Genomic DNA, 15,007 nt, shown 5'->3' with positions numbered 1-15,007 from the left:
CTGGGGTGTGAAAAAATTTTTTCACACCCCTTTTTTTCAGGCTGTCAGCCTTTTGCTTCTTTGATTAGTGCCTGTCCCAGCTCATATGCCTGTTGCAGATCTTTGGGCCAATGCTCCTGCCGGTAGGCTTTTTTCTCGGCTTCGTTGAACATGGAGGACTCGTACTTGCTGTAATCGTTGAACTGCACCGTATTGTAGGCAAAAAGTCGGCGGGGCATCATGCCCAGGAGCGTAGAAGCCGCCATTTCGTAGAACAGCAGGCTGTTTTTCAAATGGTATTCCTCCCCCTGCTGTTCCGTGGCATTCATGGTATAGATAAAGGCAGAGGGCATTTTCTTCCCCAGCACGGTGGGGATTTCCCGGCTGTAGATGGTCAGGGGAAAGAAGAACCGCTCCAGGAATGCCTGCAGGCCGGAAGTCAGGTTCATGAAGTAAATGGGCGAACCAAAAATAACAGCGTCGGCCTCCCTGACTTTTTCCAATATCGGGGTCAGATCGTCCTTGATGGCACAGTGGCCGTGTTCTTTGTCTTTCCGCTTGCAGGAAAAGCAGCTGATGCACCCCTTATAGTTCAGGGTGTACAGATCGATGCATTCCGTTTCGGCACCGGCGGCTGCGGCTCCTTCCAGGGCTTTGTGCAGCAGGGTGGCCGTATTTCCGTTCCTGCGGGGGCTTCCGTTAAGGGCAATGATTTTCATGGTGAAGATTTCCTTTCAATTCAAATGCGTGTCCTGCATCCGGGCTTTTTCCAGTTTCAGGATCCGGGTCAATTCCTGGCTTTCGTCATTTTCCACGCTGCCGCAGGAGATGTGGTTTCCCTCTCCATCCCAGCTGTACAGCCGGTAGCCCATGGCGCCGGCATCATATTCCACGGTATAGTACCGGGGATCTTCTCCCTGGAGACCGTGGACCAGATAGGCTCTCGGGCACAGGGTATCCTGTGCCCAGCTTTCCTGGAAGGGAAAGTGCATGCGGAGTACGTAGCACTGGGGGGCCCCGGTATGTTCATTGCGGATTTCCAGCCCTTCGGCGGTGAAATCCTTTTCGGTGCAGGTGAGGGTCTCTCCCTCCCCTGCTTCTGCCAGGTCTTTCAGGACACTGGTACAGAAGGATCCAAAGGCGTTCCCCAAAAGAAAGGGGCTGATCTGGGGCCCTTCCGGGCCGGGATAGACGATGGATGGCAGGAACTGGTGTTCCAGGAAGTATAAGGGATTCATGGTTTCATTCCTTTCAGGCAGTTGCTTTTTTTGCGGCCAGGGAGTTCAGCACCATGGCGGCCACGATGCAGGCAGCGCCGATCAGGAGACTGGGGGTCATTTCCTCTCCCAGGAGCAGTACGCCCAAGATCATGGACGTGAGGGGCTGGAGCGGGTAGAACGACGCACAGTAGGTGGCAGGCAGCTTCTGCAGCAGCTCGTTCCATAAGAGGTGTGCAAAAGCCGTGCACACCAGACAGGTGTACAAAAGGGGTGCCCACAGGCTGTCCGTAAAGAGCACCGGGTCCCCAGTGAGCCGGACGAAAGCCCAGGCCGTGGGCAGGGACAGTAGGGCGGCAATGGCCATGCCGTAGCCCGTTACCAGCAGCGGATCATAGATGGCCGTGAGTTTCTTCAGGTGGATGGTGGCGTAGGCCCAGGAGAACAGGGCAAAGACGCAGATGCCCATGCCCAGGGGGGTCACCCCTGCGGTGGGTTTGCCGATGATGATCCCGGCCCCCAGCACGGCCACCAGCAGGGACAGCCCCTGGAACTTTGCGACCTTTTCTCCCAGAAGGGCGATGGCCAGGCCGGAAATCACCACCGGGGTCAGGGAATTGATCAGGGAGGCGAAAGAGGCGCTGGAATACTGGATGCCCAGGAACAGGGCGGCATTGGAAAGGTAGTATCCCACCACCCCGACAAAAAGCAGCTCGCCCCAGTCTTTCCGGGCGATGGCAATGTGACCGTGGAGGGTACGGTATCCCACGCCCAGCAGGATGACGGAAGAGAGCGCATAGCGGATGAACAGCACCAGAAGGGCCGGGATCTGCTGCAGCACCAGGCGGCCGGAGATGTACAGGCTGCCCCAGATGACGATGACCAATGTGCAAAGCAATGGGCTTTGCCAGGATTTTTGCATATGTAACGCCTTCTATTACTCAATAAGATAGGGGGTGTGATGGCTCACACCCCCGTCACTAGTCACTAGTCTCTAGTCACTAGCCAAAGGAAGCCAGCTGATGCTGGCGGAACTGGTTCCTTCCGGGAGGCTACGGACGAATTCTTATTGTCTTCAGCCTTCTACGGAGACCAGTTCGATCTTGAAATTCAGTTCCTTGCCGGCCATTTCGTGGTTGGCATCGAAAGTGATGGTGGTGCCGGTCTTTTCCGTGACCCGCACCGGGATCTGGTGGCCGTCAGGGGTTCCCAGGCCCACCCGCTGGCCCACTTCCAGATTTTCAGAACCGGGCATCTTGGCGATTTCCATGGTCAGGATGTTCTGGGGGTTGGGCATGCCGTAGGCTTCTTCAGGCATCAGGTGGATGTTCTTCACTTCGCCCACTTTCATGTCCCGGACAGCGTCATCGAAGCCTTTGATCATCATACCGGCGCCCACCACGAATTCCAGGGGCTCTCCCCGATCGTAGGAGGAGTCGAATTTGGTTCCGTCATTCAGGGTGCCTTCGTAATGGACTTTCACTTTTTTGTTTTCGTTGCTCATGAGCTTGCTCCCATCATGTAGTTTTTCCGAAAAAATTCAGATGATATCTATTGTACATGAATCCCAGGAAATTGTAAATGACAGGGACTTTTGTGTCCTTCCCTTTCAGGGAAGGACACAAAACCCTACACCGTCGCCAGCCGTCCTGCTTCTTTGATCACCCGGGCGAAAGCCGCCGGTACTTCCCGGCGCTCCAGGCTCTGTCCGATCAGCCGGCCCAGGATCACCCCCTTGTTGCTGTAGAGCCAGGCGAAATACGGGACCCACAGAGGGGCACCGTTATGGGTTTTGGCCTTGTTCAGGGGGCCGGGGGGAAAATCCCGGGGATCCAGCTGCAGCTTGTGGCAGGCCCGTTTGATCATGTCGGCGCTGGTCCGTCCGGTGGAGCCGCAGGCACTGTCAATGATCCTGTCCAGTGCCTGCCGCTTGCCCTTCTGGAGCATGGTCTGGGCCAGGTCCTGCTCGAAGCAGATGCCCTGGGTGAAGAATACGCCCTTTTCTTTGGCGTGGGCTTCCTTTACATCCGCGTCATAGAGCGCCACCACCGGAAGCTGGAAATATTCCAGCAGCTTCTTGATCTTGGCGATGGAACTTTCGCCCCGGGCGTTGATCAGGCAGATGCCGTAGTAATCGAAGGGGACTCCCACCTTCTGGCCGAACAGCTGGAAGCAGCCGAACTCCGTCTCCCCTTCCACCAGGATCACGCTGCGGGCGTACAGGGCCTCCTTCACTTCGGGAAAGTGCATGATCAGGTGCTTTTCGATCTCCCGTTTCACGTGGAAGCTGGAGCCGCAGGCAGCCCGGACCTGTCCCCTGGGGTTCCGGTACAGGCGGACGATGTTCCGGTAGTCGTCGATCAGGGAGTCGGTGGAATGGGTCACCACGAACAGCTGGCCCCGCAGGCCGTCCAGCCCGAACAGGTCCTTCAGGAGCGCGCAGAACTGGGCATCCTCGTTGCGCAGCAGCTGCTGGTAGTATTCCAGAATGGACCGTTGCATATAGGGATGGAGGTGGATCTCCGGTTCGTCGATGGAGATGATCAGGGGCAGGTACTGCCGGCCGTCTTTGTCCACGATGATGTTGTGCTCCAAGGGCACCGCCAGGCTGTGGGCCATCTGGTAGATCTGGGTGATCACCCGCAGGGCCGCCAGGGAAATGAACTTCAAATTGTCGGCCCGGTGCCGGTTGCTGCGGCACAGGATCCGGGACAGGTAGAAGATGCATTCATAATAGGAGGAATCGAAATTGCCCACGTTCACTTCGTGCTGGATGTACTGCCGCTCCTCTCGGGGAATGGGTCCGCAGTGACTGGCTTCCCACTGGGCCAGCCACCGTTCCAGGGCCCGGTACACCTGGGGACGCACCTGGGCATCCTCCTGGCTCAGGGCCGAGTAGCTTACGTAGCGCAGCCGCCGGATGGTCTCCAGAGGCAGCGTTTCTCCGGTGTCCAGGTCGTACAGCCGGGGTACGATGTCCGACACCTGCATTTCCAGCCGCACCCGGATGGTCTGCCGATGATCATCCGGGGTATCGGCAAAGTGTTCCTTTTTTCCTTCCAGCAACTGGACCTCCAGGTCGATGCGGATGGGCTGACGGGGATCGTCGTATTCGATTTCCTCCACGTTCCGGGCTCGGGTCACAAAGGAGACCAGGCGCAGGAAGCTGCTTTTTCCGATGTCGTTTTCCCCCACCAGATAGTTGGCCAGGGGATGGAAGGTCATGGAAAGGTCTTTGAAGTTGCGGTAATTTTGGATCCGCATTTGGGTGATATACATACGTTACCTCCCGAAGGTTTTGGCCAGGGCGGCCAGTTTTTCTGCCAGCGCCGGGGTCAGCTGGCCTTCCTGCAGCTGCCAGCGCCAGTTGCCGGTGGCTACGCCGGGTACATTCATCCGGGCCTGACTGCCCAGGGCCAGAAGATCCTGCACCGGGGTGATCACCGTTTCCGCCCGGCGGCTGTAAAGCAGGGCCAGCAGGGCCCACACGATGGTTTCCGGGGAGGCATCCCCAGGCAGCCCCAGTTCCTGGAGCAGCTGTCTCTGTTGCCAGGAGGGAAGCTCTTCCGTGAACCAGCCCCACAGGGTATTGTTGTCATGGGTGCCTGTATAGGCCAGGCACCGGGCCGGGGTATCGAAGGTCAGGTGGACGTCGCTCCGTTCCTTCAAGTGGAACTGGAGGATCTTCATGCCGGGCAGATCCAAGCTGTCCCGCAGCTGGAACACGTCCGGGCTCAGGCTGCCCAGGTCTTCCGCCACCAGGGGGAAATCTCCCAGACCGGTTCGTACAGCCCGGAACAGGGCTTCTCCGGGACCGGGGCGCCAAGTGCCTTCTTTGGCCGTTTTGGCACTGCCAGGAACGGCCCAGTAGGCGGCAAAGGCCCGGAAATGGTCGATGCGCAGGGCATCCACCAGGGTCTTCATCCGTTCCAGCCGGGCCTGCCACCAGCCGTAGCCGTCTTCTGCCATGGCCTGCCAGTTGTACAACGGGTTCCCCCACAACTGGCCATCCTTGCTGAAGTAATCGGGCGGCACCCCGGCCACTTCCCGGGGCAGGCCGCTGGGCAGCAGGTCGAACAGCTCCTGGTGGGCCCAACAGTCCGCACTGTTGTGGGCCACATAGATGGGCAGATCCCCCAGGAGGGTGATGCCCTTTTTCCGGGCAGATTCGTGGAGGGCCTGCCACTGGACCTGGAACAGGTACTGGAGAAATTTGATGTGATCCACGGTGCCCCGCAGTTCCCGTTTGTACCAGCTGAGGGCATGGGGCTGGTGGGTCCGCACGTCCTCAGGCCACTGGGTCCAGGGACGGCCTCCGAAGAAGGCCCCGATGGCTTTGAACAGGGCATAATCCTCCAGCCAGTCTCTGTTTTCCTGGCAGAAGCCGGCAAAGGGAGCCCAGTCCATGTTGTTATGGGGATCGTGGCTCAGCTGCCACAGGATTTTATTTTTGGCCCGGCGGATGGTATGCCAGTCGGTCTTTCCGGCGATCTTCTGCCGGAAGGATTGCCACAGGGCGTCGGACAGCCAGCCCCGGTCGTGGAGGTCTTCCAGGGAAATCAGGTCCGGGTTGCCCGCAAAGGCAGAATCCGCCAGGTAAGGTGAATCCCCCACAAGAGGCGGGGTCAGAGGCAGGATCTGCCACACTTTCTGGCCGGCCCGGTGCAGGAAATCCAGGAAGGCAAAGGCTTCCTTCCCCAGCACCCCATTCCCTTCATTGGAGGGCAGAGAGGTAATGTGGAGCAGCACACCGGCCTGTTTGCAAGTCGGTTCTGCCTTTTGCAGCACGGCGGCACCCAGGGGCGGCAGGGTCAGAGTCATGTCTCCATCGGAATTCCGGAGGGGCGCCTCCAGTTCTCCGGCTACACAGTGCCATGTTCCGGCCAGAAGGCCGTCGGAATGAATAGTCAGTGTGGCAGACTGGGTGCCGTTCCGGTTCAGGGCCACCAGAAAGGCCCCGTCCTCTGCTTTGTGGCCGAACACATCCCGACCCCCTTCGATGCTGCGCACAAAGGCAAACCCATCCCCGCTGGCATATACCGGCAGGAAACGGCCGGTGCGCAGGGCAGCGTGGCTTTGCCGCAGTTCAGCCAGCTTCCGCACCCAGCCCAGGATTTCCCGGTCCTCCCGGCCCCAGGGATAGGTGCGCCGGTTGTCCGGGTCCTTTCGGCCGGTGACGCCCACTTCGTCCCCATAGTAGATGCAGGGAGCCCCGGGCTGGGTGAACTGCCAGGTGAGCAGCAGGTGCAGACGGGCCTTGCCGGCCTCTGCTGCGTCCCGGCTGCCGGCGGCGCCTCCGTCGGTGAGCAGGGTCAGCACCCGCTCCACGTCATGGCTCCCGATCAGGTTCAGCATGGCATAGGTGTGCTCCAGGGGATAGTTCTCCCAAAGCTTCTGCAGCCCCATCGCCATGGCTTCCGCCGGTTGCTTTCCCAGTACGTAATCCAGCTGCAGGGCCCGCTGGGCGTAGTTCATGGCACTGTCCATGTCCCGGCCGCACAGGTACTGGCGCTGCTGCCCGTAGCTGACCTTGTTGGAGGCATCTTCCCACACTTCCCCGATGAGCACGGCGTCGGGGTTTTCCTTTTTCAGGGTGCGGTAGAACAGCTGCAGGAAGGGTTCCGGCAGTTCGTCGATCACATCCAGCCGCCAGCCGCTGATGCCCATTTTCAGCCATTCCTTCAATACGCTGTGGGGCTCCCGGATGATGAAATTCAGGTAGCTGGGGTTCATCTCATCCACATTGGGCAGATCCTTCACCCCCCACCAGGCTTCGTAGTCGTCCGGGTAGTGGCTGAACCGGTACCAGGAATAGTAGGGGGACTGTGGGGACTGGTATGCCCCCGTTTCCGGGTAGTGGCCGAATTTGTTGAAGTACCGGCTGTCGGCCCCGGTATGGCTGAATACCCCGTCCAGGATCACCTGCAGGCCGGCCTCTCCGGCGGCTTTGCAGAACCGGGTGAATTCCTCGTTGGTGCCCAGGAACGGGTCGATCTTATGATAATCGCCGGTGTCGTACCGGTGGTTGCTCACGGCCTCGAATACCGGGTTCAGGTACAGGGCCGTCACCCCCAGGCTCTTCAGGTAGTCGAACTTTTCCCGGATGCCGGCCAGGTTGCCCCCGAAGAAGTCGTAGTACAGAATGTCCCCGGTGGCCGGATCCTTCCAGTAGGCCGGTCTGTCATTCCAGTCGCTGTGGAGCACGGCGCCGGTCTTTCCGGTCAGGGTGGCAGTGGTGTTGCGGCCCCGGCGGAACCGGTCGGGAAAAATCTGGTAGACAATGGCCTCTTTGAACCAGTCCGGGGTGTGGATCTCTTTTTCAAAGACCGTGATCTGGTAGCTGGCAGGCTCCTTTGCCCACTGCTGGCCCCGGCCTCCCAGCTGACCGGCGTTGTTGCCGTAGTACCAGCGCCGGCCCTGCTGCTCCAGGATGAAGTAGTACCAGAGCAGGCAGCCGGTCCGGGGCAAAGCCAGGACCCCTGTAAAGGTATTGCCTTCCCGGACCATGGGGGTTATGGTCTCCCCTGCCCCGTTCTGCCACACCCGCAGGGTCACGGTCAGGCCCTCCAGGTCCTGACCGTCGGTTTCCAGACGCAGGAAAACAGAGCTGCCCGCAGGGGCAGCTCCGAAAGGAAACCTGTCATAGGGATTGTGGGAATCATGCCAAACCTGTACCGTCATAGGGTTCTCCTTTTACATACGATGGATTGTGTCCGGCGGGAGGTCACTCCGTCACTTTCTGATACAGCGCCAGGTACGCCTCTGCCGAACGGTCCCAGCCGAAGTCGCTGGTCATGGCATTGTGGATCAAAGAGTCCCACTGGGCCGCATCTTCGTAGCAGCCCATGGCCCGCTTGGTGGTGAACAGCAGTTCATGGGCGTTGTAATCGGCAAAGGTGAACCCGTTGCCCTGCTTCGTGTATTTGTCGTAGGGCTGTACCGTGTCTTTCAGGCCGCCGGTTTCCCGGACCACCGGGATGGTGCCGTAGCGCAGGGCAATCAGCTGGCTCAGGCCACAGGGCTCGTACCGGGAGGGCATGAGGAATATGTCCGCCGCTGCATACACCTGGTGGGCCAGGGCTTCATTGAAGCACAGATGGGCCGAGCATTTGGTGGGATGGCGCTGGGCCAGGCCCCGGAAATAGTCCTCGTATTCTTTGTCGCCGGTGCCCACCACTACCAGCTGTACATCTTCCTCCAGCAGTTCGTCCATGATCCGGGTCACCAGATCCAGGCCCTTGCTTTCGGTCAGCCGGGTCACCATGGCCAGCATGGGGACGCCCCGTTTGATCCGCAGGCCCAGCTGCTGCCGCAGGGCATCCTTGTCCACCCGCTTGGCCGCCCGCACGTTCTCCACGGTGTACCGTGCCTTCAGGAAGGGGTCTGTGGCCGGGTCATAGGCCCGGGTGTCCAGGCCGTTGATGATGCCCGTCACCTTGTCCTGGTGATCCCGGATGTACCCGTCCAGCCCTTCTCCGAAGTAGGGATAGGTGATCTCTTTGGCATAGGTGGGGCTCACGGTGGTGATCTGGTCCGCATAGACCAGACCGGACTTCATATAGTTCACGCAGCCGTTGCATTCCAGGTTGCCGTTGTCGAACAGTTCCTGGGGCAGGCCGATGATGTCGCTCATGATGCTCCGGTCATAAATGCCCTGGTATTTCAGGTTGTGGATGGTGTATACCACTTTGATGCCCTGGTACCAGGGATCATGCTGGAAGTCTTCCTTCAGGTACACCCCCATCAGGCCCGTGTGCCAGTCGTTGCAGTGGAGCACATCGGGATGGAAGCCCACTTTGGGCAGCATGGTCAATACGGCCCGGCAGAAATAGGCGAACCGTTCGGCGTCATCACCATAGCCGTACAGCTTGTCCCGCTTGAAATAGTATTCGTTGTCGATGAAGTAACAGGTCACCCCGTCCAGCTGCACTTCTTCCACGCCATAGTACTGCTGGCGCCAGGCCAGGTTCACCTGTCCCCGCACCACTTCCTGCATCTTGTTCTTCCATTCCTGGCCGATCCGGCTGTATTTGGGGATGACCAGCCGTACGTCCAGGCCTTTGGCCGCCAGAGAACGGGGCAGGGCTCCCATTACGTCGGCCAGGCCGCCGGTCTTGATGAAGGGCACGGCTTCGGAAGCCACGAACAGGACCTTCAGCGGTGCCTTTTTCGGGGCTTCTGCGGCTTTGGCTCCCGTCTCAGGAGCTTCCACTTTCTCCCCTTCGGGGATCAGTCCTTCCTTGGTCTCAATGGCCACTTCCCGCTTCACCAGCTTCCGCCGAACGCGGGTCTTTTTTGTCTTCAGGGTTCTCATGGGAATCACCTTCCTTTACCAGTTGCAAATAAATGGTACCCAGCGGCGGCAGGGTCAGTTCCAGGGATTGGGAACGTCCGTGCATGGGGATCGCTTCGGTGGTGAGATCCCCCGCATTCAGGATGCCTGAACCTCCGAACTCCGTGGCGTCGCTGTTCAATACTTCCTGATATACACCGGGCCGGGGGGCTCCGATCCGGTAGTGATGACGGACCACAGGGGTGAAGTTGCACACCACCAGGGTCATGGCTTTTTCGTCTCCGGCCAGCCGGCAGAAGGCAATGACGCTGTTATCGCAGTCGTCACAGCTGATCCACTGGAAGCCCTTCCAGTCGTAGTCTTCCTCCCACAGTTCCCGGTGGGCTCCGTAGTATCCGTTCAGGGTCTGCAGATATTTGTGCATGGCCGCATGCATGGGATAGTCCAGCAGGTGCCAGTCCAGGCTGTCGTCATACTTCCATTCGATGAACTGGCCGAAATCGGCCCCCATGAACAGGAGCTTCTTGCCCGGGTGGGTCATCCAGTAGCCGTAGAAAGCCCGCAGGCCGGCGAACTTCTGCCAGTAGTCCCCCGGCATCTTGTCCAGCAGGGATTTCTTCCCATGGACCATTTCGTCATGGGAAAGGGGCAGGATGAAGTTCTCCGAGAAGGCGTAGCACAACGAGAAGGTAATCAGATTCTGGTGGTCTTTCCGGAACAGGGGATCCATGCTCATGTATTCCAGCATGTCGTTCATCCAGCCCATGTTCCATTTGTAGTTGAAGCCCAGGCCGCCGTCCTTCACCGGACGGGTCACCATGGGCCAGGCCGTGGATTCTTCGGCAATCATGAGCGCCTGGGGTACTTCTTCGAACACGGCGGTGTTCAGCTTCTGCAAAAAGGCCACGGCTTCCAGGTTCTCATGGCCGCCGTTCCTGTTGGGGGTCCATTCCCCGGGCTTTTTGCCGTAATCCAGGTACAGCATGTTGGCCACGGCGTCGATCCGCAGCCCGTCCAGGTGGAATTCCTTCAGCCAGAACAGGGCGCTGGAGATCAGGAACGACTGCACCTCCGTGCGGCCGTAGTCGAAGTTCATGGTGTCCCACTCTTTGTTCTCGGCCAGGCTGGGGTTGCCTGATTCGTAGCAGGGTTCCCCGTCGAAGAGCCGCAGCCCGTGGGCATCCCGGCAGTAGTGGCCGGGTACCCAGTCCAGGATCACGCCGATACCGTTTTTGTGGCACTGGTCCACCAGGTACATGAAATCTTCCGGTTTGCCGTAGCGGCTGGTGGCGGAAAAATACCCGGTGGCCTGGTAACCCCAGGAGCCGTCGAAGGGATACTCGCACAGGGGCATCAGCTCGATGTGGGTATAGTGCATCTCCTTGACATATTCCACCAGCCGGGGAGCGATTTCCCGGTAGGTCAGGAGCCGCCCTTCCTCGCCCCGGCGCCAGGAGCCCAGATGGACTTCGTAGGTGAGCATGGGGTTATGGTAGGAATCGTACTGGGGCCGCTGTTTCTGCCATTTCTGGTCGTGCCACCGGTACGTGAGCTTCGTCAGCCGGCTGGCCGTGTTGGGCCGCACCTCCGACCAGAAGGCGTAGGGATCGCTTTTCAGGATCTCCTCCCCGCTGGCCGTGGTGATGGCGTATTTGTACAGATCCCCTTCCTTGAGGCCCGGGATGTAGGCCACCCATACCCCGTTTCCCAGGGGACTTTTTTCCATGGGACTTGCGGCCGGATCCCAGCTGTTGAAATCCCCCACTACACTGACTTTCTGCGCATGAGGTGCCCATAAGGCAAAGCGCACACAGGGTTTCCGTTTGTACACGGTGAAATGGGCCCCGAACAGGCGATAGCTTTCATAATTCGTTCCCTGATGGTACAGGAACGTACTGTATTCATCGATGGCGCTGCGCTTCATGGTCCATGCCTCCCTGTTTCCAATCGTTATTTTTTCGGTCCCACCGGTTTGATGTGCCAGATGTCCTCCGCGTACTGGCGGATGGTCCGGTCGGTGGAGAAATAGCCGGAATGAGCAATGTTGATGGCACTGCTCTTCCGCCAGCCCTTCTGGTCCTTATACCGCTGTTCGATCTCTTCCTGGGCAGCACAGTAGGGCTTGAAATCCTTCAGCACAAAGTATTCGTCGTTCCGGTCCAGGAAGGAATCGTACAGCATGCCGAAATGCTCGCCTCCCAGCTTCAGGTTCACCAGGTCGTCCATCAGACGGTGGATGTCCGGGTCGCCGGTGTACATGGACCAGGAGGAATAGTTGCCGTTGTGGTAGTAAGCCATCACTTCCTCGGCTCGCAGGCCGAAGATCACACAGTTGTCGTCCCCCACCTCCCGGTGGATCTCCACGTTGGCCCCGTCCAGGGTGCCCAGGGTGATGGCCCCGTTCATCATGAACTTCATGTTGCCCGTACCGGAGGCTTCCTTGCCGGCAGTGGAGATCTGCTCGCTCACATCCGTGGCCGGCATGATCAGCTGGGCCAGGGACACGTCATAGTTCTCCAGGAACACCACTTTCATGAGCTTGCTCACCCGGGGGTCGCTGTTCACCAGGTTGGCTACCACATTGATGAGCCGGATGGTCTCCTTGGCTTCCCCGTAGCTGGCTGCCGCCTTGCCGGCGAACAGGTAGGTATGGGGGATGATGGTCTTTTCCGGGTGGTCCCGCAGCTGCAGGTACTGGTACAGCACGTGGAGGATGTTCAGGGTCTGGCGCTTGTACAGATGGATGCGCTTTACCTGGGCATCGAAGATGGAATCCAGGTCCACGGTAGTGCCGGTGGTCTTTTCGATGTACCGGGCCAATACTTCCTTCCGGGCCCGCTTGATGCGGCCCAGGCGCTCCTGGACTTCAGGATCCGTGGCGTAGGGCTCGAATTCGATGAGCCTGGACGGGTCCTGCCGCCAGCCGTCCCCGATGCAGTCATCCAGCAGGGCGGACAGCTGGGGGTTGGACTGGATCAGCCAGCGACGATGGGTGATGCCGTTGGTCTTGTTGGAGAACCGCTGGGGGAAACAGGTGTAGAACGGGTGCAGGGTGGAATCCTTCAGGATCTGGGAATGGATTTCCGCCACCCCGTTCACGCTGTGGCTGCCCAGCACGGCCAGATGGGCCATGTGGACCTGTCCGCCCCACAGCACGGCCACGCCCCTGGCCTTTTCCTCGTCGCCGGGGAATACTTCCCGCACCTCTTCCAGCCACCGGCGGTTGATCTCGTCGATGATCAGGTAGATCCGGGGCAGCAGGCTCTTGAACAAGGGGATATCCCATTTTTCCATGGCTTCCGGCAAAATGGTGTGGTTCGTGTAGGCCATGGTCTTCGTGGTCACTTCCCAGGCCGCATCCCAGCTCAGCCCCTCGTCATCCATGAGGATGCGCATGAGCTCGGGGATGGCCAGGGCCGGATGGGTATCGTTGATGTGGATGGCCACGTATTTATGGAAATCGTACAGGCTCTTTTTATATTTTTTCTTGTAATGGCGGACAATGCTCTGGATGCCAGCGCTCACGAAGAAGTATTCCTGCATGAGCCGCAGCCGGCGGCCTTCCTCCGTGCTGTCATCCGGGTATAAAAACCGGGAGATCTGCTGCACATTGTCCTTGTAGCGGAAGGCCCGGTGCCGGTCGCCGATGGTCAGTTCCCGGTACACTTCCTCCCGGGAATATTCGGCCCGCCACAGCCGCAGGGTGTTCACCGTGTCGTTGTGGTAGCCGATGATGGGCACGTCGTAGGGCACGGCCCGTACGGTGTCATATTTTTCATGGACACATTCCAGGCCGCCGTGGCCGTCCGGACGCATATAGGCATTTCCTCCGAACCGCACGTACACGGCCTTGTCCACCTTCTTCACTTCCCAGGGGTAGCCGTCCACCAGCCAGTTGTCAGGCAGCTCCACCTGCTGTTCGTCGATGATCTTCTGTTTGAACAGGCCGTACTGGTAGCGGATGCTGTTGCCGTGGCCGGGCAGCTGCAGTGCGGCCAGAGAATCGATGAAGCCGGCTGCCAGCCGTCCCAGGCCGCCGTTACCCAGTCCCGGGTCCCGTTCTGCAGGGATCACCTGGTCCAGGTCCCAGCCCAGGTCAGCCAGCCCTTCCCGGCACAGCGCCTCCATATCCAGCCCGATCAGGTTGGAGTCCAGCAGCCGTCCGATCAGGAATTCAATGGAAAAATAGTACACCTGTTTGGCTTTTTCCTGGTCATACCGGCGGTTGGTGGCCACCCAGTCATCGCTGATCAGGTCCCGGATCATGAAGGCCAGGGTCTGGTACACTTCATTCCGGTTCATGTCCTGGATCTCTTTTTCCCACAGGATATGGGCCTTTTCGGTAAATAGCGCCTTGAATTCCTCTTTATCCTGCCACTTTTTCATAGGCCTGTCCTACTCGTTCCTTTCTTACAGTACGGCCTTCTTGCCGATGCACAGGGGCTGTTCGTCCGTGCCCGAAAGAGCCGCTTCCGGCTGGATCACCGTGTTCTTGTCGCAGATCACATGGTCCAGACGGGCATCATCACCGATTTCCGTATACTGCATGATGATGCTGTTTTTCACCACGGCGTTCCTGCCCACCTTTACCCGGCGGAAGAAAATGGAATTCTCCACCGTGCCTTCGATGATGCAGCCGTTAGCGATCAGACAGTTGGAGGCTTTGGCTTCTTCCATGTATTTGGCCGGGGCCTCATCGTTGATCTTGGTGTAGATCCGGTGCTGGGGATTGGGGTTCAGCAGTTCCCGCCAGGTCCTGGGATCCAGCAGGTCCATGTTCACCTGGAAATAGCTTTCCACGCTGCCCACCCTTTTGGCATAGCCCTTGAACTCATACCCGAACACCCGCAGCCGCTTCAGGCTTGTGGCCAGTACGTCTCCGATGAAATGATGATAGCCTTCTGCATAGGATTTTTCAATGGAATCCTGGAATATTTCACAATCGATCAGGATGCAGCCCAGGAACTTGTTGTCCCCTTCGGAAAGGGTGGCCGGTTTGTTCAGTTCCAGGACCCGGTCCTTGTCGCTGAAGGTCAGGGTATAGCCTTCCTCCGGACAATCAGCCGGGACCTTCTGGTAGATCAGGGTCACGTCCGCATTGTGTTTCCGGTGGAAATGGAGGGCTTCCTCGTAATCGATGTTGATCACCATGTTGCCGGAACTGAGGAGCAGGTATTTGCTCTTGCCCCGTTTCACGAACAGCAGGTTCTTATAATAGGTATCGATGTCCCCTTCGCTTTCCTTGCCGTTTTCCTCGGGCAGGTAGAACAGGCCGTCGCCTTTGTGGGCCAGGCCCCATTCCTTGCCGGAACGGATATGGTCCAGGATGGAACGGGACTGGTGGGGCAGCAGCAGCCCCACAGTGGTGATGCCGGAATTCACCATGTTGCTCAGGGTGAAGTCGATGAGCCGGTATTTGCCCCCGATGGGGATGCTGGTCACCGGCCGGCTTTCGTTGATTTCCTTCAGAGGCAGGGCATTGCGCATATTGATGAGTCCGATCATTTCTCTGGTCATG

Annotated in this window: 10 protein-coding genes; all 10 read right to left on the bottom strand. The window is 58.9% G+C overall.

The window, feature by feature from the left end:
- Positions 1 to 44 precede the first annotated feature (44 nt).
- Positions 45 to 698, bottom strand: coding sequence for a flavodoxin family protein (locus BQ5462_RS07570; protein ID WP_071142747.1), 654 nt, complete (start codon positions 696 to 698; stop codon positions 45 to 47).
- Between the two features lie 15 nt (positions 699 to 713).
- Positions 714 to 1,217 carry a hypothetical protein gene (locus BQ5462_RS07565; protein WP_071142746.1) on the bottom strand — a complete coding sequence of 168 codons (504 nt, stop codon included), beginning with the start codon at positions 1,215 to 1,217 and terminating at the stop codon, positions 714 to 716.
- A 13-nt stretch (positions 1,218 to 1,230) separates the two neighbouring features.
- Complete coding sequence (locus BQ5462_RS07560; RefSeq protein ID WP_083378109.1) at positions 1,231 to 2,118, bottom strand: DMT family transporter; 888 nt, start codon at positions 2,116 to 2,118, stop codon at positions 1,231 to 1,233.
- 153 nt (positions 2,119 to 2,271) lie between these two features.
- A complete protein-coding gene (locus BQ5462_RS07555) occupies positions 2,272 to 2,700 on the bottom strand; it encodes an FKBP-type peptidyl-prolyl cis-trans isomerase (RefSeq protein ID WP_071142744.1) in 429 nt (142 codons plus the stop codon).
- Between the two features lie 125 nt (positions 2,701 to 2,825).
- Positions 2,826 to 4,475: an ATP-dependent nuclease gene (locus tag BQ5462_RS07550; protein WP_071142743.1), complete on the bottom strand. Its 1,650-nt coding sequence runs from the start codon at positions 4,473 to 4,475 to the stop codon at positions 2,826 to 2,828.
- 3 nt (positions 4,476 to 4,478) lie between these two features.
- Positions 4,479 to 7,877, bottom strand: coding sequence for a 4-alpha-glucanotransferase (malQ, locus tag BQ5462_RS07545; protein ID WP_071142742.1), 3,399 nt, complete (start codon positions 7,875 to 7,877; stop codon positions 4,479 to 4,481).
- Between the two features lie 43 nt (positions 7,878 to 7,920).
- Positions 7,921 to 9,354 carry a glycogen synthase GlgA gene (gene glgA / locus BQ5462_RS07540; protein WP_071143345.1) on the bottom strand — a complete coding sequence of 478 codons (1,434 nt, stop codon included), beginning with the start codon at positions 9,352 to 9,354 and terminating at the stop codon, positions 7,921 to 7,923.
- A gap of 88 nt (positions 9,355 to 9,442) precedes the next feature.
- Positions 9,443 to 11,413 carry a 1,4-alpha-glucan branching protein GlgB gene (gene glgB / locus BQ5462_RS07535; protein ID WP_083378108.1) on the bottom strand — a complete coding sequence of 657 codons (1,971 nt, stop codon included), beginning with the start codon at positions 11,411 to 11,413 and terminating at the stop codon, positions 9,443 to 9,445.
- 26 nt (positions 11,414 to 11,439) lie between these two features.
- On the bottom strand, positions 11,440 to 13,875 hold the full coding sequence (locus tag BQ5462_RS07530) for a glycogen/starch/alpha-glucan phosphorylase (protein WP_071142741.1): 2,436 nt from the start codon (positions 13,873 to 13,875) through the stop codon (positions 11,440 to 11,442).
- A gap of 24 nt (positions 13,876 to 13,899) precedes the next feature.
- Positions 13,900 to 15,006, bottom strand: coding sequence for a glucose-1-phosphate adenylyltransferase subunit GlgD (gene glgD, locus BQ5462_RS07525; protein ID WP_205407942.1), 1,107 nt, complete (start codon positions 15,004 to 15,006; stop codon positions 13,900 to 13,902).
- Between the last annotated feature and the right edge of the window lies 1 nt (position 15,007).

The organism is Acidaminococcus timonensis (genome assembly GCF_900106585.1).
Classification (GTDB): domain Bacteria; phylum Bacillota; class Negativicutes; order Acidaminococcales; family Acidaminococcaceae; genus Acidaminococcus; species Acidaminococcus timonensis.
Note: the sequence above shows the minus strand (reverse complement) of the source record. Positions and strands in the feature narration are given on the sequence as shown.

Coding starts and splice junctions, on each gene's coding strand:
- BQ5462_RS07560 (WP_083378109.1), bottom strand. CDS start 2,118: ATGCAAAAATCCTGGCAAAGCCCATTGCTTTGCACATTGGTCATCGTC.
- glgB (WP_083378108.1), bottom strand. CDS start 11,413: ATGAAGCGCAGCGCCATCGATGAATACAGTACGTTCCTGTACCATCAG.
- BQ5462_RS07550 (WP_071142743.1), bottom strand. CDS start 4,475: ATGTATATCACCCAAATGCGGATCCAAAATTACCGCAACTTCAAAGAC.
- BQ5462_RS07530 (WP_071142741.1), bottom strand. CDS start 13,875: ATGAAAAAGTGGCAGGATAAAGAGGAATTCAAGGCGCTATTTACCGAA.
- BQ5462_RS07565 (WP_071142746.1), bottom strand. CDS start 1,217: ATGAATCCCTTATACTTCCTGGAACACCAGTTCCTGCCATCCATCGTC.
- BQ5462_RS07570 (WP_071142747.1), bottom strand. CDS start 698: ATGAAAATCATTGCCCTTAACGGAAGCCCCCGCAGGAACGGAAATACG.
- glgD (WP_205407942.1), bottom strand. CDS start 15,006: ATGACCAGAGAAATGATCGGACTCATCAATATGCGCAATGCCCTGCCT.
- malQ (WP_071142742.1), bottom strand. CDS start 7,877: ATGACGGTACAGGTTTGGCATGATTCCCACAATCCCTATGACAGGTTT.
- BQ5462_RS07555 (WP_071142744.1), bottom strand. CDS start 2,700: ATGAGCAACGAAAACAAAAAAGTGAAAGTCCATTACGAAGGCACCCTG.